The sequence below is a fragment of the Streptomyces sp. NPDC002870 genome (genome assembly GCF_042888505.1).
In the GTDB taxonomy this organism is placed as follows: Bacteria; Actinomycetota; Actinomycetes; order Streptomycetales; family Streptomycetaceae; genus Streptomyces.
Genome location: NZ_JBIAPW010000004.1, coordinates 231,691 through 250,681, shown reverse-complemented (window position 1 = coordinate 250,681; position 18,991 = coordinate 231,691). Strand labels below are relative to the sequence as shown.

The following is an 18,991-nucleotide window of genomic DNA, read 5'->3' as shown; positions in this document are numbered from 1 at the left end:
ACAGGAGATCTCCTCGTGACCGTCGTCGGGCCGTTCGGGCTGAGCGTGCGGGACCAGGCTCTTGAGGCCGATGTCCAGACCGGATTGGCGGCTGTCGAGGCGGGGCTGCTCGATGCCACCAAGAGCGAGGTGCCCTTCATCACGGAGGCCGCACGGCACCTTGTACGAGCCGGGGGCAAGCGCTTCCGGCCGCTCCTGGTGATGCTCGCGTCCCAGTTCGGCGACCCGTACGCGCCGGGTGTGGTGCCTTCTGCCGTGGTCGTCGAGCTCACCCATCTGGCGACGCTGTACCACGACGACGTGATGGACGAGGCCGATGTGCGGCGCGGCGTGGACAGCGCCAACGCCCGCTGGGGCAACTCGGTGGCGGTGCTGACCGGCGACTTTCTGTTCGCGCGAGCCTCGCACATACTGGCCGACCTCGGCCCGGAGGCCGTCCGCATCCAGGCGGAGGCATTCGAGCGGCTGGTCACCGGCCAGATTCTGGAGACGGCGGGGCCGCGCGACGGCCGCGACCCGGTCGAGCACTACCTCGATGTCATCGGGGGCAAGACGGGCTCGCTGATCGCGGTCTCGGGCCGGTTCGGCGCGATGATGTCGGGCGCGGACGAGGGTGTCGTGGACATCCTCACCCAGTACGGCGAGCGGCTCGGCGTGGCTTTCCAGCTCGCCGACGACGTGCTCGACATCGCCAGCGACGCGCACGAGTCGGGCAAGACGCCCGGCACGGATCTGCGCGAGGGCATCCCGACGCTGCCGGTGCTGCATCTGCGTGCGCAGGCTGCGGCGCACGGGCGGGCCGAGGACGTGGAGCTCGTCGCCCTGCTCGACGGGGATCTGACGGACGACGACCGGCACGCAGAGGCGCTGCGGCTGCTGCGCGTCCACCCGGCGCTGGAGCGGGCCAGGCGGGACACCGTGCGGTACGCGGAGGAGGCGCGGGCGATGCTCGCTCCGCTGCCCGAGTGCTATGCGAAGGCCGCTCTGGAAGAGCTCTGCGACGCGGTGGTCCACCGGGCCGGCTGACCAGCTGAAGGCCGCCCGGCTGCCAGGCCTAATACCACGGCTGCGGGCGGCTCCGGGATTACCTCGGAGCTTGTGACGCAGGTCACATTCTTGGATTGAGTCTAACCTCGGATCCACTCCGTACTCATGCCCGGAAGCCGACGCACCGGGCGTAGGCATCAGTACGGGGAGATTTCACAATGAAGCGGAACAAGGCCCTCCTTATCGGTACCACCGCCGTCGCCGCCGCGGCGGGCGTGACCCTCGCTGTTCTGCCGGCCTTCGCCGACAGCAAGAGCTCCACCGCCGGTCGCTCGGGCCACGGGGGCAGCGCCACGAGCATCTCGGTGCAGAGCGGCACGGGCAGCAGCGGCTCGGATCGCGGCGCCTCCCTCTTCGTGGCGAGCCTGAACGGCGTGAACGAGGTGCCGGTGCAGGGCGGACCCGCCGTCGGTGACCGCGACGGCGCCGCGCTGGAGTTTGTGAAGGTCAAGGGGGACAAGGTCTCCGTCGCCGTGAAGTTCCGCGGCACCGACAAGCCGACCGCCCTCCACATCCACCAGGGCGCGAAGGGGACCAACGGCGGCATCAAGATCGACTTCACGGAGCTGCTCAGCAAGGGCAAGACCAAGTCCAAGGGCTGGACCGGCGCGGTCGCCGGCACGGTGCAGGTCAAGGACAAGGCGGTGCTCGACGCCTTCAAGACCGACCCGAACGGCTTCTACGCCAACCTGCACACCGCGCAGTTCCCGGGCGGCGCCGTCCGCGGCCAGTTCCACAAGGTGACCGGCTCCTTCAACTTCGCCGACGCCCTCGACAACTTCCAGGCCTCCGTGGTCAAGGGCAAGCAGATCTACGAGTGCAAGAAGAGCGACGACGGCAAGCTCTCCTTCCAGCAGCGCGATGTGCGCGCCGTTCTCGGCGGGAACATCGCCCACTCCTTCATCGCCCCCAACTCCGGTACGCCGCAGTGGGTCGCGCAGGACCACAGCGCCGTCACCGGCAAGCTGATCAGCAAGGTCCCGAACGGCGACGAGAACATCCCCGAGCTGGACCTGCAGGCCACCCAGTCCGGCGAGAAGCGGGGGCTGTTCGCCGACACCCAGGAGATCTTCCGGCTGAACACCGTGGGCGGCATCGCCCCGGCCGGCAGCTGCGAGAAGGGGGCCATCGTCGGCGTCCCCTACGGGGCGGACTACGTCTTCATCCAGAAGTAGCCCTTCCGGCAACAGGGCTCGCGGCGCTTCCCCTACTGGTTGGGGGAGGCGCCGCGGCCTACTGTCATCCCAGAGCAGTACGCCAAGTTGCTCCCGCGGTCTGACGCTTCTGCAGGTCCCATTTGGTCAGATGAATACACCACGCCTGACCAACCACGGAGGTAGGGCACATCATGGCACCGAACGACAGCGCACAGACCACCGAAGAGGCCAAGGACCTCGCAGCGGGCCGCCGCAAGGCAGCGCGCTACATCGTCCCGGTCGCGGTGGCCGGGGTGGCGGCGGCGACCATCGGGCTCGTCCCGGCGCTCGCTGCCTCCGGTGACCCCGATCTGCCGAAGATCACCGCGCAGGAGCTCATCGAGAAGATGGCCGCGTCGGACACCGAGCAGCTCTCCGGCACGGTGAAGATCAACACTGACCTCGGCATTCCGTCCCTGGCCGGCCTCGGCGACCTGGGCGGCGGTTCCTTCGCACCCAAGGGCGAGGACGGGGAGACGGGCTCGTCCGCCTCGCCGGAAACCAAGCTGATGGAGCTGGCCTCCGGCTCGCACACCCTGCGGGTCGCGGCCGACGGCCCCGACCGGCAGAAGGTGTCGATCCTTCAGGACACCGCCGAGTACAGCATGATCCACAACGACGGCGAGGTCTGGGCGTACGACAGCGCGTCGAACGAGGTCTTCCACGCCAAGGACGACGGCTCCGGCAAGGACGCAGGCAAGGAGCGCGAGGCCGCGCCGAAGGACCTGCCCACCACGCCCAGGGAGCTGGCCGACGAGGCGCTGAAGGCGGCGGACGAGACCACGTCGGTGACCGTGGGCGGCACCGCGCAGGTGGCGGGCCGCGATGCGTACCAGCTGGTCATCAAGCCGAAGCAGAGCGGTTCGACGATCGGCTCGATCAAGATCGCGGTGGACGCGAAGAACGGCGTGCCGCTGAAGTTCACGCTCACTCCGAGCAGTGGCGGCAAGGCCGCGATCGACGCGGGCTTCACCAAGGTCGACTTCTCCAAGCCGGCCGCGTCCACCTTCGACTTCACCCCGCCCAAGGGTGCGAAGGTGACCGAGGCCGACGAGCTGGAGAAGGAGAAGGGCCAGGAGCACGGCGCGAAGAACCACGAGGAGTTCAAGGGCCTGGAGGACTTCCAGGGACTGAACATCATCGGCAAGGGCTGGACCTCAATCGCCAAGATCGAGGGGCCGGGCGGCGCGGGCTCCAGCGCGCCGAAGGACGGCGAGGTCCCGCCGGAGGCCGAGAAGTTCCTGAACGCGCTGGGCGACCAGGTCGACGGGAAGTTCGGCTCGGGCACGGTCTTCAAGACCCGTCTGGTCAACGCCCTGATGACGGACGACGGCACTGTCTACGTCGGCGCCGTGACCAAGGACGCACTCGTGAAGGCCGCGAACGAGGCCAAGTAACACAAGGAACATAACGCGCCCTTACCTCCGCCCCGCCGTACGCTCCGTACGGTGGGGCGGAGCGCTGACCCGAGTGAACGGGGGACCGGAATGACTGCCGTCACGGAGACTGTCGACGACAGCGGTGACAAGAGCGGCGACAGGAGCGGCGACGAGGGCCGCATCGCGAGCGGCATCGAGACTGTCATCGAGACGCGGGGGCTCACCAAGCGTTACCGGGGCGGGCAGTTGGCCGTCGACGGGCTCGATCTCACCGTGCCCGCCGGCAGCGTCTTCGGGTTCCTCGGCCCCAACGGGTCGGGCAAGACCACCACCATCCGGATGCTGATGGGACTCATCGAGCCCACCGCGGGCAGCGCGACGGTCCTCGGCAGGCCCATGCCACGCGCCGTGCGCACGGTGCTGCCGCACGTGGGCGCGCTGATCGAAGGGCCCGCGCTGTACGGGTTCCTGACCGGCCGGGACAATCTGCTGCGGTACGACTCCGCCGACCCGAGCGCCGATCCGCGCACCCGCAGATCCCGCGTCGCCGCCGCGCTGGACCGGGTCGGGCTCACGTCGGCCGCGGGCAAGAAGGCCAAGGCGTACTCCCTCGGGATGAAGCAGCGGCTCGGGCTCGCCGCCGCGTTGCTGCAACCCCGCAGACTTCTGGTGCTCGATGAGCCGACAAACGGCCTCGATCCGCAGGGGATGCGGGAAATCCGTTCCCTGGTACGGGAGTTGGCGGCCGACGGCACCACCGTCTTTCTCTCGTCCCACCTCCTCGACGAGATCGAGCAGGTCTGCACGCATGCCGCGGTGATGGCTCAGGGACGGCTGCTCACCCAGGGGCCGGTCGCCGATCTCGCGGCGGGCGCCCGGGGCAGGCTGGCCGTCGTCACGCCCGACCCGGGGGACGCGGCCCGGCTGCTCAAGGAGCTGGGCGCCACCGAGCTGACCGTCGAGGAGGACCGGGTGACCGGTGAGCTGCCGGCCGCGGACGTGGATCTGGCGGAGCTCAATGCCGCGCTGGTGCACGGTGGTGTACGGGTACGAGGGTTCGGGATCGAGCGCGTCTCGCTGGAGGACGCATTCGTCGCGCTGACCGGGGAGGGATTCGATGTCGCGGGCTGAGGAGACAGAGGGGGCCGGGGCGGTCGGGACGGCTGACGCGACAGCTGACGCGAGGGCCGACGGGGCTGCCGACGGGGCTGCTGACAGGGCTGCTGACAGGGCTGCTGAGAGGACTGCTGAGAGGACTGCTGGCAGGACCGCAGGCAGGACGGGTGAGGCGACGGCCGGCCTGAGGGCCGGCACGACGGCCGGCACAGCCGGGACGCTTCGCAGGCCCAGCCCGCTGTGGACCCTGGGGCTGTTCCGCTCCGAGCTGACCACCACCTTCCGGCGCTGGCGCACGCTCGCGTTGCTGGGGGTGCTGGCCGCCGTCCCGGTACTGATCGGCATCGCCGTGAAGATCGAGACGAGCGACGGCGGTGCGGTCGGTGACGGCAGCGGGCAGGGCCCGGCCTTCATCACCCAGATCACCAACAACGGGCTGTTCCTCGTCTTCGCCGCGCTCGCCGCGACTCTGCCCGTCTTCCTCCCGATGGCCATCGGCGTCGTCGCGGGCGATGCGATCGCGGGCGAGGCGAACTCCGGCACCCTGCGCTATCTCCTGGTCGCCCCGGCTGGACGCACCCGGCTGCTGTTCGCCAAGTACGCCGCGGCCTGCGCGTTCTGCCTGGTCGCGACGCTGGTCGTGGCGGCGTCGGCGCTCGCGGTCGGGGCGCTGCTGTTCCCGCTGGGCGATGTCGTCACGATCTCCGGCACCCGGATCTCGTTCGGGGACGGGCTGCTGCGGGCCGCACTGGTCGCGGTCGTCGTCGCGGCCTCGCTGACCGGGATCGCGGCGCTCGGCCTGTTCGTATCGACCCTCACCGCCAGCGGCATCGCGGCGATGGCGACGACGGTCGGACTGCTGATCACGGTGCAGATCCTGGACACGATTCCGCAGCTGCACGGGATCCACCCCTACCTCTTCCCGCACTACTGGCTGTCTTTCTCGGACCTCATGCGGGAGCCCGTCTACTGGGACGAGGTGGTCAAGAACCTCGGCCTGCAGGGGGCGTACGTGGCGGTGTTCGGGTCGGCGGCCTGGGCCCGCTTCACGGCGAAGGACATCACGGCGTAGCCGGAGCGGCCGGCGTACGCACGTACTCGAGCACTCAGCCACCGAGCCCTCCGAAGCCGACTGCATGCGTGCGCAGTGGGTGCACACGCATGCAGCCTGTGGGGGGTGGCGGTCGGAGGTGATGGCGCGGAACGGCCGGTCTGAAGGGGCGGTCAGAAGGTCCGGTCTGAACGCGCGGTCTGAACGGCCGGTCTGAAGGGGCGGTCAGAAGGTGAGCTTCCAGCTGTCGATGTAGCCGGTGTCCTGTGCCGCGACGTCCTGGACGCGAAGCTTCCAGGCCCCGTTCGCCGTCTCGCTCGACGCGTCGACGGTGTACGTGGCGATGACGTTGTCGGCCGAGTCGCTGCCGCTGGAGTTCTTCAGCCGGTACGTCGTCCCGTCGGGCGCCAGGAGGTCGACGACCAGGTCGCCGCGCCAGCTGTGCTTGATGTCCACGCCGACCTTGAGGGCGGCCGGGGCGTTGCCGGTGCGGCCGGAGACGGTCACGGTGGAGGTGACGGCCGCGCCGTTGTCCGGGACCGCGACGTCGGCGGTGTTCTCGTAGAAGTCGCCGGGCGGGACGGTCGGCTCGGTGGACAGGGCCCAGACGGCATGGGCGATCGCGTCGCTGTTGCGGTCCAGCGCGGTGTCGTTGATGTTCGTGCTGGAGTCGCAGGACGAGTGGTAGCAGCGGTCGAAGGCCTGGCCGGCCGTGCCGCCCCACTTCTGGGCCTGGGCGCTGGACTTCGTGCGGCTCGCGCCGGTGAACAGGCCGCCTACCGGTATGCCCACGTTCTTGAACGAGGCGTGGTCGGAGCGGCCGTCGCCCTCGGTCTCGATCTCGGTGGCGACGCCGATGCCCGCGAAGTAGTCCTTGAACGTCTTCTCGATCGCCGGGTCGTCGTCGTAGACGAAGTAGCCGGGGTTCGGGGAGCCGATCATGTCGAAGTTGAGATAGCCGGAGATCTTCGAACGCTCGGCCGTGGGCAGGTTGTTGACGTAGTACCTCGACCCGATCAGGCCCAGCTCCTCGGCGCCCCACCAGCCGAACCGCAGGTGTTTCGTCGGCTTGAGCTGGGCGCGGGAGACGGCGAGGGCGGTCTCGAGTATGCCGGCGGAGCCCGAGCCGTTGTCGTTGATGCCGGCCCCCGAGGTGACCGAGTCCAGGTGCGCGCCGGCCATGACGACGGAGTTGACGTCGCCGCCGGGCCAGTCGGCGATCAGGTTGTAGCCGGTGGCGCCGCTGGTGGTGAACTGCTGAACGGATGTGGTGAATCCGGCCGCGTCCAGCTTGGCCTTCACATAGTCGATGGATGCCTTGTAGCCTGCCCGGCCGTGCGCGCGGTTGCCGCCGTTGGCCGTTGCGATCGACTGGAGTTCGGTGAGATGCGCCTTGACGTTGGCGAGCGGTATGTCGGGGGCGGCGAGCGCGGGCGCCGGGGCGGCGGGGGCCGCGGTCGCGGCGGGGGCGGCGGGGGCGGCAGAGGCGAGCAGCCCGGCGAGGGCGAGCGCGGCGGCAGCGGCGGTCCGTCTTGCGGCGGAGAGCGTCATATGCGGGGTCATGTGGGGGGCTCCGGATTCCGTACGGGGACAGGACGGAACGTGCGAGACGCCCTGGGACGGCGGGTCCCAGGGCGTTGGAGCTGGTGGTGCGCAAGCAGTGCGTGCTGTGAGTTCAGCGAGAGTTTGACTTACCGTCAAGGGCGCGAACCGGACAGTCGCGTTCACATAGCGGACGCCTGTTCCCCTCTTCGCGCTCTTCCGCCTCTTCCCCGTCCTCCGTGGCTACGTCACTACCCCACGCAGAACTCGTTTCCTTCGGGGTCCGACATGGTGGTCCAGACGCCGATCGGCTCGTTCACGTGGTACAGAACGGACGCCCCCAGACCCTCCAGCCGCGCGACCTCCGCCTCCCGGTGCTCGTCGCCGACGTCCAGGTCGAGATGGAGCCGGTTCTTGGTCGTCTTCCCTTCCGGTACACGCTGGAAGAGGAGCCTGCGCCCGAGCCCCATGCCGCTGTCCTTGTCGAAAGGGTCGTCCGGATGCCGGACGGCGGCGTAATCGAGCCAGGCGTCCCGGCCGTGCGACTGGGTCGTCGATCCGTCCGGTAGTTGCCCGTATCCGCGCAGGCGCTCGATGAGCGTGCTGTGGTCCTCGAGTTCGTAGCCCAGGGCCGCGGCCCAGAAGTCGGCCTGCGCGTGCGGGTCGGACGTATCGATGACGAGCTTCCAGTGCAGTGTCATGGTAACCAGTTATATTGGTTACATGAGCGAGCCCGCAATAGGACTGACCCTGCACACCCCGGAAGGCCGTCCATACCGTTTCGATCCCGGGGCGTTGAGCCTTGAGCTGCTGCCCACCGGTGGACCGGGCGGCTTCGCGCGGTACGAGGTGCTGCACCAGCCCGCCGACCTGGTGCGCTGGGCGGCGGAGAGCCGGCTGCCCGCCGGTCTGGAACCGGTCGTCAGCGTCGAGGAGCTGGCGGCGGCCCGCACGCTGCGGGACGCGCTGTGGGGGCTGACCGCCGACCGGGCGCACGGGCGTGAGCTGCGCCCCGCCGACCTGGCCGTGGTCAACGAGGCCGCGGCGCAGGCCGCGCCCGCTCCCCGGATCACCGCCGACGGCGAGCGCGGCTGGGTGTCCGGGGCCACCGGCACGCAGCTGCTCTCGGCAGTGGCGCGTGACGCGGTGGACCTGTTCACCGGGCCGTACGCACACCGCATCCGCGAATGCGGCTCGCACGACTGCTACCTGCTCTTCGTCGACACCTCACGACCGGGCCGCCGCCGTTGGTGCGCGATGGAACGGTGCGGCAATCGCAACAAGGTGCGGGCGCACCGCGTCCGCCACGCGGAACACGCAGAAAGGGACGGACGATGACCGCAGAACGGCCCGCAGGACGGCCCGCAGAACGGCCCGCAGAACGGCGCGCAGAACAGTCCGCAGAACAGCCCACGGGGCTGACCCAGGACGCTGGTTGGGAGATCGGCGTGTCGAAGACGCTGCCGCTCCCCGTCTCCGCCGTGTGGGACTTCATCGCGAGCCCCGAGGGTGTCGCCCTCTGGCTCGGCAGGGGCGCCCAACTGCCCACTGAAAAGGGGGAGTCGTACGAAACCGGGCACGGCATCACGGGCGAGCTGCGCAGCTACCGGCCCGGGGACCGGGTCCGGCTGAAATACGGCACGACCACTCTCCAGGTCGCGGTCTCCGTGACGGGGTCGCCCTCGTCGTCGGGGGAGAAGACCGTACTCCGCTTCCATCAGGAGCATCTGGCGAACGCGGAGGAGCGTGAGCGGCAGCGGGCGCACTGGAAGGCCGTGATGGCCGATGTCGTACGGGCCCTCGGGGTCGGGGTGCCTCGTCAGGAGGCGTCGTAGGCGGCGCGGGCCGCCGCGATCTCGTTCTGGTGCTCCTCGGTCCAGGTGACCAGGGAACGGATGGTGTTGTGCAAGGTGCCGCCGAGCGGGGTGAGTTCGTACTCGACGCGGGGCGGGACGACCGGATGAACGGTGCGCTTCACGAGCCCGTCCCGCTCCAGCTGACGCAGGGTCACGGTGAGCATCCGCTGGCTGATGCCGTCGATCTCGCGGCGCAGCTCGGTGAAGCGCAGTACGCGACTGTCGAGCAGCGCGATGACCAGCAGCGACCACTTGTCGGCGACCCGGTCGAGGATCTGGCGGACCTCGCAGTCCTCGCGGGTGTCCCACTGGAAGGGGTCCGGGTCGCCGCTGTCGGACAGGACGGTGCCGGCCGGTGCGGTGCCGGCCGCGACGGTGCCTCCGCAGTTACTCGGTGACTTTGAAGTGCCTTCTTCCATGGCACGCAATGCTGTCGCAGGATTCCAGTGGTTACAAGAGGGAACCGACCCTCGGTCGAGTAACTCCCTTCCCGCTCCCCTGACTTCTGGAGACAGCCATGTCCGCACGCGCCTGGGCCCTGTTGCTCGTACTCTGCGGAACGATCTTCCTGGAGGGCATCGACGTCGCCATGCTCGCCGTCGCCGTGCCCTCGATCAGATCCGATCTCGGGTTGTCGACCGGCACCGCGGCCTGGGTGATGAGCGCCTACGTGCTCGGTTACGCGGGCTTCACCCTGCTCGGCGGCCGGGCGGCCGACCTGCTCGGCCGCCGCCGGATGTTCCTGACCTGGCTCAGCGTGTTCCTGGTCTTCTCCGGTCTGGGCGGCTTCGCGAGCGAGGGCTGGATGCTGATCGTCGCACCGTTCGTGACCGGGGTGGCTGCCGCCTTCATGACGCCGGCCGCGATGTCGATCATCACGACCTCGTACGAGGAGGGGCAGCAGCGCAACAAGGTGCTGCTGGTCTTCGCAGGCACCGCGGCCGGCGGCTTCTCGCTGGGCCTGGTCATCGGCGGACTGCTCACCCAACTCGGCTGGCGCTGGGTCTTCTTCGCGCCGGTGCTGCTGGCGGGGGCGATTCTGGTCGCCGCGATCTGTCTCGTCCCGGCCGGAGCCCGGCCCGTACGCGAGGGGGGCTTCGATCTGGCGGGTGCGGCGACGGCGGCGGGCGCGATGCTGCTGATGACGTACGGGATCGTGCGCCTCGAACACGGCCTGGCGGGCTGGGGCACGACGGTCGCGGCGGCGGGCGGCGGGCTGCTCCTGGTGGGGCTGTTCACGGTGATCGAGCGCCGCTCCGCAGCGCCGCTGGTGCGGCTCGGGATCCTGCGCCGCGCGTCGATGGTCCGCGCGGACCTGGGCGCGCTGCTGTTCGTGGGGTCGTTCATGGGGTTCCAGTTCGTCGTGACCCTCTATCTCCAGGAGCTGCGCGGCTGGTCCTCGCTGGAGACGGCGCTCGCGCTGCTGATCATGGGCTCCGACGCGGTACTCGCCCCGACTCTCACCCCGCGCCTGGTGAACCGCTTCGGCAACGCCCGGGTGATCCTCGGCGGGTTCCTGCTCGCGATCGCTTCGTATGCGCTGTTCCTGCCGGTGGGCCTGGACTGGACGTACGCGGCGATGCTGCCGACCCTGGCGCTGACCGGCACGGCGTTCGCGCTGGCGTACGGGCCGCTGGCTATCGCGGCGACGGACGGGGTGGCGGAGGCCGAACAGGGGCTGGCGGGCGGTTTGCTGCACACGTCGACGCAGTTCGGGTCGGCGGTCGGCATCTCGGCGGTGACGGCGGTGTACGGCCTGGCCCGGGCCGGGTCCGGCGCGGAGTCGACCTTGGAGGCCTTCCGGGCGGCGCTGGTGGTGCCGCTGGTGATGGTGGTGCTGGGCGCGGCGATCACGCTGGGCGGACTGCGGGGCGGGGCCCGGCGGGCGGAAGGGGAGGGCAAGGCGGGGGAGCACAGGGAGACCGGGGCTGGGGAGACAGGGAAGACCGGGGAGTCGGGGAAGACGGGGGAGACAGGGAGTACGGCGGAGTCGGGGGAGGAGCTTTCGCGGGTGGGCGGCGGTCTGTGAGTCACATCGGGTCGACGTTCTCCGGTTCGTCCGCCGGACTCACCCGTCCTGGCGGGCGGGTGCGCCGCTCGGTGGGCGGGTGGCCCGCCTTGCTCTCCCGCTCGCCCCGTTCGTACGCGCTGCTGGTGCCGCGGGTCCGGGCCGTTTCCTGTTCGGCTCCCGACAGCCACCGCTCCCAGCGGTGGCTCATCGGGATGATCAGGCCGCCGCCGACGCCCACGATCAGGATGCCCGCGATCGTGGCGAGCGCCGCCGTGAGCACCGGGCCGGTCACCGAGGTCGCGATCTCCGCCTGGCCCAGCGCCGCGATCACGCCGAGCGCCACGATGGACGCCCAGGCCGCCGTGGACAGGATCTTGCCGTACTGGGTCTCGCCCAACGCCCCCTGGACGATGTCGCGGACCGCGCGCGCGATGGCCAGGGCCACGACGACGATCACACACGCGACGATCGCCTTCGGCAGCCACCCGACCACACTGTTGATCATGCCGCTGACCGGGTTCGGTCCGAAGATCCCGAAGCCCAGCTGCAGCGCGATCAGCAGGATCCCGTAGTAGAGGATCTTGACGAGGATCCCGGTCGCGTCGTACTCCGACTCCCGCAGGGTATTGGCGACCCCGCTGCGTTCCGCGAGCCTCTCGAAGCCGACCCTGCGCAGGAGCCGGTCGGCGACCCGGGCCACCAGCTTCGCCACGAACCAGCCGATGAGCAGGATGACCAGGAAGCCGATGAACTTCGGCACGAACCTGGCCACTGCCGACCACGCGTCGGTGATCCCCTGTCCGAAGTCGACTGCAAGCGCGAGGGGCGGGACGAGGGGCTGGGCGAGGGGCTGCGACATGACGCACTCACTCCGCTCCGGGGCCGCGCACATCGGGGCCTCTACTACCGGGGTAGCACCGGTCGAGCGGTGGGGGCCTGCGCCGAGCCCCGCAGGTGAGCCGATCGAGTGTTAATTCCCCGGCGGCCGATGCCTCAGGCGGTGGGCTCCGCGGGTGCGGGCGTCGCCCCCGTCGCCTGCGTCTGCGTCTGCGTCTGCGCCTGCGTCGGAGCGGAAGTCGGAGTCGGAGCGAGAGCCAGAGCGGGAGCCAGAGCCGGAGCCGGGGCGGGAGTGGGAGCCGGTGCAGCCGCCGCGACCGCGGCCAGCCGCAGCGCCTCCGCCTTCGTTCGCCGTGCCGTGCGCAGCGCGTCCCAGGTCAGACAGGTAAGCGCCAGCCACACCAGCGCGAAGCCGGCCCACCGCTCGGCCGGCATCTCCTCGTGGAAGTACAGGATCCCCAGCAGGAACTGGAAGACCGGCGCCAGGTACTGCAGCAGCCCCAGCGTCGAGAGCGGCACCCGGATTGCCGCCGCGCCGAAGCAGACCAGCGGCACAGCGGTCACCACTCCCGTCGCGGCGAGCAGCGCCGCATGCCCCGTGCCGTGCGCCCCGAAGGTGGCGGACCCGTCCGCGCCGAGCCAGAGCAGAAAGCCGAGCGCCGGGAGGAACTGGATCGCGGTCTCGGCGGCCAGCGACTCGAGCCCGCCGATGTTGACCTTCTTCTTGACCAGGCCGTACGTCGCGAACGAGAAGGCCAGCACGAGCGAGATCCACGGCGGCTGCCCGTACCCGATCGCCAGCACCAGCACCGCGGCGAAGCCGGTACCGACCGCCGCCCACTGTGCCGGGCGCAGCCGCTCCTTCAGTAGCAGCACGCCCATCGCGATCGTGACCAGCGGGTTGATGAAGTAGCCGAGCGAGGCCTCGACGACATGGCCGGAGTTCACGGCCCAGATGTAGACGCCCCAGTTGACGGTGATCACCGCCGCGGCGACCGAGATCAGCCCCAGCTTGCGGGGCTGCCGTATCAACTCCCGTACCCAGCTCCACCGCCTCAGCGCCAGCAGCGCGATGCCGACGACGGCCAGCGACCAGACCATCCGGTGGGCCAGGATCTCCGTCGCTCCCGACGGCTTCAGCAGCGGCCAGAAGAGGGGGACCAGGCCCCACAGTCCGTAGGCCCCGATCCCGTACAGCAGTCCTGCCCGCTGTTCACCGTCCGACTTCACTGGCCCCTCCCGCCCTGCGCGCATCGCCACGAAGAAGGTACGCGGCACGGAGCCGGGCTGTCATGCCCGTATCGCTATACGGTCATGACGGATCTTGTCGATGGGTCGGTCGGTCGGCCGGGGCAGGCGGTCAGGCGGTCAGGCGGCGGCGAGCGCCGACGCCACCGAGTCGGCCAGCGGCGTCGTGGGACGGCCGGCCAGCCGCGCCAGGTCACCCGTCGTGCCGGCCAGGAGACCGCGTCCGACCGCCGCGTCGACGTCGACGAAGATCTCGGCGAGTGGCTCGGGCATGCCCGCGCCCGTCAGGATTTCCAAGTGCGCCTCGGCCGGGACGTTGCTGTACGCGATGGACCGGCCGGTCTGCCGGGACAGCTCGGCGGCGTACTCCGCGAAGGACCAGGCGGCGTCGCCGCTCAGTTCGTACGCCTGGCCCAGGTGTCCTTCGCCGGTGAGCACGGCAGCCGCCGCGGCGGCGTAGTCGGCGCGGGCGGCCGAGGCGATCCGGCCGTCGCCGGCGCTCGCGACGACGGCGTTGTGCGCGAGGACCGGGGCGAGGTGCTCGGTGAAGTTCTCCGTGTACCAGCCGTTGCGCAGGAAGGTGTACGGCAGGTCCGAGTCGAGGATCACCCGCTCGGTGGCCTTGTGCTCGGCGGCCAGCTGGAAGTCGGCGTCGGGGCCGCCCAGTACGCCCGTGTACGCCAGCTGCGCGACGCCCGCCGCCTTCGCGGCCTCGACCACGGCGCTGTGCTGCGACACCCGCTGCCCGACCTCGCTGCCGGATATCAGCAGCACGCGGTCACCGGCGCGGAAGGCCCCGGCCAGCGTCTCGGGCACGTTGTAGTCGGCGATACGCAGCTCGACGCCGCGCGCCGCGAGGTCCGCGGCCTTCTCCTTGTCGCGGACGACGGCGGTGAGCTGCTCTGCCGGGACCGTGGCGAGCAACTCGTCGACGACGAGACGGCCGAGGGCTCCGGTGGCTCCGGTGACGACGATGCTCATGGGGTATTTCTCCTTTTTGAAAGCCTTCGCTGTGTTTCCAGAGCTCACCCTATGGCGTGCACTAACCATGGGAAAGTACCCACTTTGAAGTAAGGTACTGGCATGGCCGTAAGCAGAGACCCCGACGTCAATCAGGCGATGTGCCCCTCGCGTCTGATCCTTGAGCACGTCACCAGCCGCTGGGGTGTGCTCGTTCTCGCCGCTCTGCTGGATCGCTCGTACCGCTTCAGCGAGCTGCGCCGGGAGATCGGCGGCGTCAGCGAGAAGATGCTCGCCCAGACCCTCCAGACGCTGGAGCGCGACGGCTTTGTGCACCGCGACGCCAAGCCGGTGATCCCGCCGCGTGTCGACTACTCCCTGACTGCGCTCGGCCAGGAGGCCGCCGAGCAGGTGTGGGGGCTGGCCCGCTGGACGGAGAAGCGGGTGGACGAGGTGTTCGCCGCGCGCGCCGGGTACGACGAGGCGAAGGCGCGGGCCGCCGCCCACGACGAAGCCCGGACCCCCTGACGGGAGATCCGGGCCTCGGACGGGTGCGTGGTGCTCAGCCGGTGGGTGTTGCTCAGCCGAGCCGGTGCGTGGTGCTCAGCCGACGACGGTCCAGGTGTCGTTGCCCGCGAGCAGCGCGGCCAGGTCGCCCTTGCCGTTCTGCTCGATGGCGGTGTCGAGCTGGTCGGACATCATCGTGTCGTAGACCGGCCGCTCCACACTGCGCAGTACCCCGATGGGGGTGTTGTGCAGAGTGTCGGGGTCGGCGAGGCGGGAGAGCGCGAAGGCGGTGGTCGGGCTGGCGCTGTGCGCGTCGTGGACCAGGATCCGGCTCTCGTTCTCGGCCGTGACCTGCACGACCTTCAGGTCGCCGGTCGCCGGGTCGCGTACGACACCCTTGTCGCTGTCGGTGCCGAAACGGATCGGCTGCCCATGCTCGAGGCGGATGACCGCCTCCTGAGCCTGCTGCTTGTCCTTGAGCGCGTCGAAAGCGCCGTCGTTGAAGATGTTGCAGTTCTGGTAGATCTCCACCAGCGCCGTGCCCTGGTGGTCGGCGGCCTGGCGCAGCACCCCTGTGAGGTGCTTGCGGTCGGAGTCGATGGTGCGGGCCACGAAGGACGCCTCCGCGCCGATCGCCAGCGACACCGGGTTGAAGGGCGCGTCCAGCGAGCCCATCGGCGTCGACTTGGTGATCTTGCCGACCTCGGAGGTCGGGCTGTACTGGCCCTTGGTGAGTCCGTAGATCCGGTTGTTGAAGAGCAGGATCTTCAGGTTCACATTGCGGCGCAGCGCGTGGATCAGGTGGTTTCCGCCGATGGACAGCGCGTCGCCGTCACCCGTGACGACCCAGACGGACAGGTCGCGGCGGGAGGAGGCGAGGCCGGTTGCGATGGCGGGCGCGCGGCCGTGGATGGAGTGCATCCCGTACGTGTTCATGTAGTACGGGAAGCGGGAGGAGCAGCCGATTCCGGAGACGAAGACGATGTTCTCCTTCGCCAGACCGAGCTCGGGCATGAAGCCCTGCACGGCGGCGAGGATCGCGTAGTCACCGCAGCCTGGGCACCAGCGCACTTCCTGATCGGACTTGAAGTCCTTCATGGACTGCTTGGCTTCGGCCTTGGGCACCAGCGAGAGCGTCTCAGTCATTGATGGCCTCCTTGAGGGCCGTGGCCAGCTGCTCGGCCTTGAACGGCATGCCGTTGACCTGGTTGTAGCTCTGCGCGTCGATCAGATACTTCGCCCTGATCAGGGTGGCGAGCTGGCCGAGGTTCATCTCGGGTACCACTACCTTCTCGTAACGCCCAAGAACCTCCCCGAGATTCCTCGGGAACGGGTTGAGGTTGCGCAGATGGGCCTGCGCGATGGGGAGACCGGCCTTGCGCAGACGGCGTACGGCGGCGGTGATCGGCCCGTACGTCGATCCCCAGCCCAGGACCAGGGTCGTCGCGCCGTTCGGATCGTCGACCTCGATGTCCGGGACCTCGATGCCGTCGATCTTGGCCTGGCGGACACGGACCATGAAGTCGTGGTTGGCCGGGTCGTAGGAGATATTGCCGGTGCCGTCCTGCTTCTCGATGCCGCCGATGCGGTGTTCGAGACCCGGCGTGCCCGGTACGGCCCAGGGGCGGGCCAGGGTCTGCGGGTCGCGCTTGTAGGGCCAGAACACCTCGGTGCCGTCGGCCAGCTCGTGGTTGGGTCCGGTTGCGAACTGCACGCGCAGATCCGGGAGTTCGTCGATGTCCGGGATGCGCCACGGCTCGGAGCCGTTGGCCAGATAGCCGTCGCTCAGGAGGAAGACGGGGGTGCGGTAGGCGAGCGCGATGCGGGCCGCGTCGATGGCGGCTTCGAAGCAGTCGGCGGGCGTGCGCGGGGCGACGATCGGGACGGGGGCCTCGCCGTTCCTGCCGTACATGGCCTGGAGCAGGTCGGCCTGTTCGGTCTTGGTCGGCAGCCCGGTGGAGGGGCCGCCGCGCTGGATGGCGACCACCAGCAGCGGCAGCTCGAGGGAGACCGCGAGTCCAATCGTCTCCGACTTCAGCGACACACCGGGACCCGAGGTCGTGGTGACGGAGAGCGCCCCGCCGAAGGCCGCTCCGAGAGCCGCGCCGATGGCGGCGATCTCGTCCTCGGCCTGGAAGGTCCGTACACCGAAGTTCTTGTGCTTGGAGAGCTCGTGCAGGATGTCGGAGGCCGGGGTGATGGGGTACGAGCCCAGGTAGAGCGGCAGGTCGGCCTGCTTGCTCGCGGCGACCAGGCCGTAGGACAGGGCCAGGTTCCCGGAGATGTTCCGGTACGTACCGGTGGGGAACGCGTGGCTGGCGGGCGCGACCTCGTAGGAGACGGCGAAGTCCTCGGTCGTCTCGCCGAAGTTCCAGCCGGCCCGGAACGCCGTGATGTTCGCCTCGGCGATCTCCGGCTTCTTGGCGAACTTCGTCCGCAGGAAGGTCTCTGTGCCCTCGGTCGGCCGGTGGTACATCCAGCTGAGCAGCCCGAGCGCGAACATGTTCTTGGAGCGCTCGGCCTCCTTGCGGGAGAGCCCGGACTCCTTGAGCGCCTCGATGGTCAGCGTCGTCAGCGGCACGGGGTGGACGTGGTAGGCGTCGAGCGAGCCGTCCTCGAGCGGGGAGGCGTCGTAGCCGACCTTGGCCATCGCGCGCTTGGCGAATTCGTCGGTGTTGACGATGATCTCGCCGCCGCGTGGCACATCGGCGAGGTTCGCCTTGAGGGCGGCCGGGTTCATCGCCACAAGCACGTTCGGCGCGTCGCCCGGGGTGAGAATGTCGTGGTCGGCGAAGTGCAGCTGGAAGCTGGAGACGCCCGGGAGTGTTCCGGCAGGCGCCCGGATCTCGGCGGGGAAGTTCGGCAGGGTGGAGAGGTCGTTTCCGAACGACGCGGTCTCAGAGGTGAACCTGTCACCAGTGAGCTGCATTCCGTCACCGGAGTCACCCGCGAAACGGATGATCACCCGGTCCAGTCGGCGGATCTCTTTGTCTCCGGCGGGTCTGCGCTGTCCACCGACGACGGCCTCGTTATTGGCCTCGTCGGCCTGCTCGGCTGGGCTACTGACCTGGCTGGTCACTGGACTGGACCTCCCTCGAGGCGGCTGCTCGGGCCCGGCCGGCCCACCGGCCGTCCCATTAGCCACCCTACGTCGGTAAGGGTGGCCTTCCCTGGACCGCTCATATTCCGGACATCCTTTTGGGACACCCTCATGCCCTCGTTTGCCATGCTTTGCTCGCCCCCTGGGTCCTTCCGGTAAGACGCTCCCCGCTCATTCTTTGGTTCTAGGACTACCGACCGACTCAACTTCTGACAGAGTGTCAGTCAATTACGAGTTGAGGTAGGTCAACACTGCCAGGACACGCCGGTGATCCCCGTCGCTGGGGGACAGTCCAAGCTTGAGAAAGATGTTGCTGACATGCTTTTCCACGGCGCCGTCGCTCACCACCAGCTGTCTGGCGATCGCTGAGTTCGTCCGCCCTTCGGCCATCAGACCGAGGACCTCCCGTTCGCGCGGGGTGAGACCGGCCAGCACATCCTGCTTACGGCTGCGACCGAGCAGCTGCGCGACGACCTCCGGGTCCAGCGCGGTGCCGCCCTGGGCCACGCGGACCACGGCGTCCACGAACTCACGCACTTCGGCTACCCGGTCCTTGAGCAGATACCCCACGCCGCGGCTGCTGCCCGCGAGCAGCTCGGTGGCGTACTGCTCCTCTACGTACTGCGAAAGGACCAGCACACCGATCCCGGGGTGGTCCCGGCGCAGCCGCACCGCCGCCCGTACGCCCTCGTCCGTATGAGTGGGCGGCATCCGCACGTCGGCGACCACGACATCCGGCAGCGCCTCCTGGGCGGCCAGGTCCTCGACCGTCTTGACCAGCGCTTCCGCGTCTCCCACACCGGCCACGACGTCGTGCCCGCGGTCGGTCAGCAGCCGGGTCAGGCCCTCCCGAAGCAGCACTGAATCCTCGGCGATGACCACCCGCACCCTGTCGTTCACAAGCCTGAAGCCCCCATGTCGATCTTGTTTTCCCACCCCTACGTCTTCCAGCATCCCAGTATTCGGACCGGACCGCGCCCAGGCTTAGGGAAACGACGGGATTGGGGGGCCGGGGGGTTTAGGCGTCCGGTGGGTTCAGGTGTTCGGAGAGTGATGACCGGTGTGGTGATCGATGACCGGTTGACCGGGTGACCGGTGAAGGGTGACCGGTGTGGTGATCAGGGACGTGGTGATCAGGGAC

18 protein-coding genes are annotated in these 18,991 nt (G+C 69.4%); 9 read left to right on the top strand and 9 right to left on the bottom strand.

Going from position 1 to position 18,991, the window contains the following annotated elements:
* The first annotated feature begins 15 nt into the window (after positions 1 to 15).
* The 5 genes from ACFYWY_RS07835 (at position 16) to ACFYWY_RS07815 (ending at position 5,810) form a co-directional block, all read left to right on the top strand.
* Positions 16 to 1,026 (top strand): polyprenyl synthetase family protein, encoded by a 1,011-nt coding sequence (locus ACFYWY_RS07835; RefSeq protein ID WP_389181301.1) that lies wholly within the window; start codon positions 16 to 18, stop codon positions 1,024 to 1,026.
* Positions 1,027 to 1,205: 179 nt separating this feature from the next.
* Entirely contained in the window at positions 1,206 to 2,222 is a 1,017-nt protein-coding gene (locus tag ACFYWY_RS07830) for a CHRD domain-containing protein (protein ID WP_389181298.1), read from the top strand.
* A gap of 173 nt (positions 2,223 to 2,395) precedes the next feature.
* The gene (locus ACFYWY_RS07825; protein WP_389181296.1) at positions 2,396 to 3,640 is read left to right on the top strand and encodes an outer membrane lipoprotein carrier protein LolA; all 1,245 of its coding nucleotides are present in this window, start codon (positions 2,396 to 2,398) and stop codon (positions 3,638 to 3,640) included.
* Positions 3,641 to 3,730: 90 nt separating this feature from the next.
* Complete coding sequence (locus tag ACFYWY_RS07820) at positions 3,731 to 4,753, top strand: ABC transporter ATP-binding protein (RefSeq protein ID WP_389181293.1); 1,023 nt, start codon at positions 3,731 to 3,733, stop codon at positions 4,751 to 4,753.
* Positions 4,740 to 5,810: an ABC transporter permease gene (locus tag ACFYWY_RS07815; RefSeq protein ID WP_389181290.1), complete on the top strand. Its 1,071-nt coding sequence runs from the start codon at positions 4,740 to 4,742 to the stop codon at positions 5,808 to 5,810. Before ACFYWY_RS07820 ends, ACFYWY_RS07815 begins: the two co-directional genes overlap by 14 nt.
* A gap of 204 nt (positions 5,811 to 6,014) precedes the next feature.
* On the opposite strand, the gene ACFYWY_RS07810 is transcribed toward ACFYWY_RS07815, so the two are convergent.
* Both ACFYWY_RS07810 and ACFYWY_RS07805 read right to left on the bottom strand, forming a co-directional pair.
* A complete protein-coding gene (locus ACFYWY_RS07810; RefSeq protein ID WP_389181537.1) occupies positions 6,015 to 7,340 on the bottom strand; it encodes a M28 family metallopeptidase in 1,326 nt (441 codons plus the stop codon).
* Positions 7,341 to 7,582: 242 nt separating this feature from the next.
* A complete protein-coding gene (locus tag ACFYWY_RS07805; RefSeq protein WP_389181287.1) occupies positions 7,583 to 8,032 on the bottom strand; it encodes a VOC family protein in 450 nt (149 codons plus the stop codon).
* Positions 8,033 to 8,054: 22 nt separating this feature from the next.
* Here ACFYWY_RS07805 and ACFYWY_RS07800 point away from each other — a divergent pair, with 22 nt between their 5' ends.
* Both ACFYWY_RS07800 and ACFYWY_RS07795 read left to right on the top strand, forming a co-directional pair.
* Positions 8,055 to 8,669 carry a CGNR zinc finger domain-containing protein gene (locus ACFYWY_RS07800; protein WP_389181284.1) on the top strand — a complete coding sequence of 205 codons (615 nt, stop codon included), beginning with the start codon at positions 8,055 to 8,057 and terminating at the stop codon, positions 8,667 to 8,669.
* On the top strand, positions 8,666 to 9,166 hold the full coding sequence (locus tag ACFYWY_RS07795; protein WP_389181281.1) for an SRPBCC domain-containing protein: 501 nt from the start codon (positions 8,666 to 8,668) through the stop codon (positions 9,164 to 9,166). Before ACFYWY_RS07800 ends, ACFYWY_RS07795 begins: the two co-directional genes overlap by 4 nt.
* On the opposite strand, the gene ACFYWY_RS07790 is transcribed toward ACFYWY_RS07795, so the two are convergent.
* Positions 9,151 to 9,606 (bottom strand): winged helix-turn-helix transcriptional regulator, encoded by a 456-nt coding sequence (locus ACFYWY_RS07790; RefSeq protein ID WP_389181278.1) that lies wholly within the window; start codon positions 9,604 to 9,606, stop codon positions 9,151 to 9,153. The genes ACFYWY_RS07795 and ACFYWY_RS07790 overlap by 16 nt on opposite strands.
* 98 nt (positions 9,607 to 9,704) lie before the next feature.
* On the opposite strand from ACFYWY_RS07790, the gene ACFYWY_RS07785 reads away from it, so the two are divergent.
* Positions 9,705 to 11,216, top strand: a complete 1,512-nt coding sequence (locus tag ACFYWY_RS07785) for an MFS transporter (protein ID WP_389181275.1) — start codon at positions 9,705 to 9,707, stop codon at positions 11,214 to 11,216.
* Between the two features lies 1 nt (position 11,217).
* Here the strand turns inward: ACFYWY_RS07785 and ACFYWY_RS07780 are convergent, their stop codons facing one another.
* The 3 genes from ACFYWY_RS07780 to ACFYWY_RS07770 all read right to left on the bottom strand — a co-directional run bounded on the left by ACFYWY_RS07780 (position 11,218) and on the right by ACFYWY_RS07770 (position 14,264).
* A complete protein-coding gene (locus tag ACFYWY_RS07780; protein WP_389181272.1) occupies positions 11,218 to 12,057 on the bottom strand; it encodes a hypothetical protein in 840 nt (279 codons plus the stop codon).
* A gap of 134 nt (positions 12,058 to 12,191) precedes the next feature.
* Complete coding sequence (gene rarD / locus ACFYWY_RS07775) at positions 12,192 to 13,265, bottom strand: EamA family transporter RarD (protein ID WP_389181270.1); 1,074 nt, start codon at positions 13,263 to 13,265, stop codon at positions 12,192 to 12,194.
* A gap of 138 nt (positions 13,266 to 13,403) precedes the next feature.
* The gene (locus ACFYWY_RS07770; protein WP_389181267.1) at positions 13,404 to 14,264 is read right to left on the bottom strand and encodes an SDR family oxidoreductase; all 861 of its coding nucleotides are present in this window, start codon (positions 14,262 to 14,264) and stop codon (positions 13,404 to 13,406) included.
* A 102-nt stretch (positions 14,265 to 14,366) separates the two neighbouring features.
* On the opposite strand from ACFYWY_RS07770, the gene ACFYWY_RS07765 reads away from it, so the two are divergent.
* Entirely contained in the window at positions 14,367 to 14,771 is a 405-nt protein-coding gene (locus ACFYWY_RS07765) for a winged helix-turn-helix transcriptional regulator (RefSeq protein WP_389181264.1), read from the top strand.
* A 75-nt stretch (positions 14,772 to 14,846) separates the two neighbouring features.
* Here ACFYWY_RS07765 and ACFYWY_RS07760 read toward each other — a convergent pair whose 3' ends face one another.
* The 3 genes from ACFYWY_RS07760 to ACFYWY_RS07750 all read right to left on the bottom strand — a co-directional run bounded on the left by ACFYWY_RS07760 (position 14,847) and on the right by ACFYWY_RS07750 (position 18,738).
* Positions 14,847 to 15,896, bottom strand: a complete 1,050-nt coding sequence (locus tag ACFYWY_RS07760) for a 2-oxoacid:ferredoxin oxidoreductase subunit beta (RefSeq protein WP_389181261.1) — start codon at positions 15,894 to 15,896, stop codon at positions 14,847 to 14,849.
* Complete coding sequence (locus ACFYWY_RS07755) at positions 15,889 to 17,829, bottom strand: 2-oxoacid:acceptor oxidoreductase subunit alpha (RefSeq protein ID WP_389181258.1); 1,941 nt, start codon at positions 17,827 to 17,829, stop codon at positions 15,889 to 15,891. Before ACFYWY_RS07755 ends, ACFYWY_RS07760 begins: the two co-directional genes overlap by 8 nt.
* Positions 17,830 to 18,078: 249 nt before the next feature.
* On the bottom strand, positions 18,079 to 18,738 hold the full coding sequence (locus ACFYWY_RS07750; protein ID WP_389181534.1) for a LuxR C-terminal-related transcriptional regulator: 660 nt from the start codon (positions 18,736 to 18,738) through the stop codon (positions 18,079 to 18,081).
* Positions 18,739 to 18,991: the final 253 nt, after the last annotated feature.

What these genes read in the sequence shown, in the direction of transcription:
- ACFYWY_RS07825 (WP_389181296.1), top strand. Translation starts at nt 2,396, where the DNA reads ATGGCACCGAACGACAGCGCACAGACCACCGAAGAGGCCAAGGACCTC.
- ACFYWY_RS07765 (WP_389181264.1), top strand. Translation starts at nt 14,367, where the DNA reads ATGGCCGTAAGCAGAGACCCCGACGTCAATCAGGCGATGTGCCCCTCG.
- ACFYWY_RS07795 (WP_389181281.1), top strand. Translation starts at nt 8,666, where the DNA reads ATGACCGCAGAACGGCCCGCAGGACGGCCCGCAGAACGGCCCGCAGAA.
- ACFYWY_RS07800 (WP_389181284.1), top strand. Translation starts at nt 8,055, where the DNA reads ATGAGCGAGCCCGCAATAGGACTGACCCTGCACACCCCGGAAGGCCGT.
- ACFYWY_RS07770 (WP_389181267.1), bottom strand. Translation starts at nt 14,264, where the DNA reads ATGAGCATCGTCGTCACCGGAGCCACCGGAGCCCTCGGCCGTCTCGTC.
- ACFYWY_RS07815 (WP_389181290.1), top strand. Translation starts at nt 4,740, where the DNA reads ATGTCGCGGGCTGAGGAGACAGAGGGGGCCGGGGCGGTCGGGACGGCT.
- ACFYWY_RS07790 (WP_389181278.1), bottom strand. Translation starts at nt 9,606, where the DNA reads ATGGAAGAAGGCACTTCAAAGTCACCGAGTAACTGCGGAGGCACCGTC.
- ACFYWY_RS07810 (WP_389181537.1), bottom strand. Translation starts at nt 7,340, where the DNA reads ATGACGCTCTCCGCCGCAAGACGGACCGCCGCTGCCGCCGCGCTCGCC.
- ACFYWY_RS07805 (WP_389181287.1), bottom strand. Translation starts at nt 8,032, where the DNA reads ATGACACTGCACTGGAAGCTCGTCATCGATACGTCCGACCCGCACGCG.
- ACFYWY_RS07785 (WP_389181275.1), top strand. Translation starts at nt 9,705, where the DNA reads ATGTCCGCACGCGCCTGGGCCCTGTTGCTCGTACTCTGCGGAACGATC.
- ACFYWY_RS07820 (WP_389181293.1), top strand. Translation starts at nt 3,731, where the DNA reads ATGACTGCCGTCACGGAGACTGTCGACGACAGCGGTGACAAGAGCGGC.
- ACFYWY_RS07760 (WP_389181261.1), bottom strand. Translation starts at nt 15,896, where the DNA reads ATGACTGAGACGCTCTCGCTGGTGCCCAAGGCCGAAGCCAAGCAGTCC.
- ACFYWY_RS07780 (WP_389181272.1), bottom strand. Translation starts at nt 12,057, where the DNA reads ATGTCGCAGCCCCTCGCCCAGCCCCTCGTCCCGCCCCTCGCGCTTGCA.
- ACFYWY_RS07830 (WP_389181298.1), top strand. Translation starts at nt 1,206, where the DNA reads ATGAAGCGGAACAAGGCCCTCCTTATCGGTACCACCGCCGTCGCCGCC.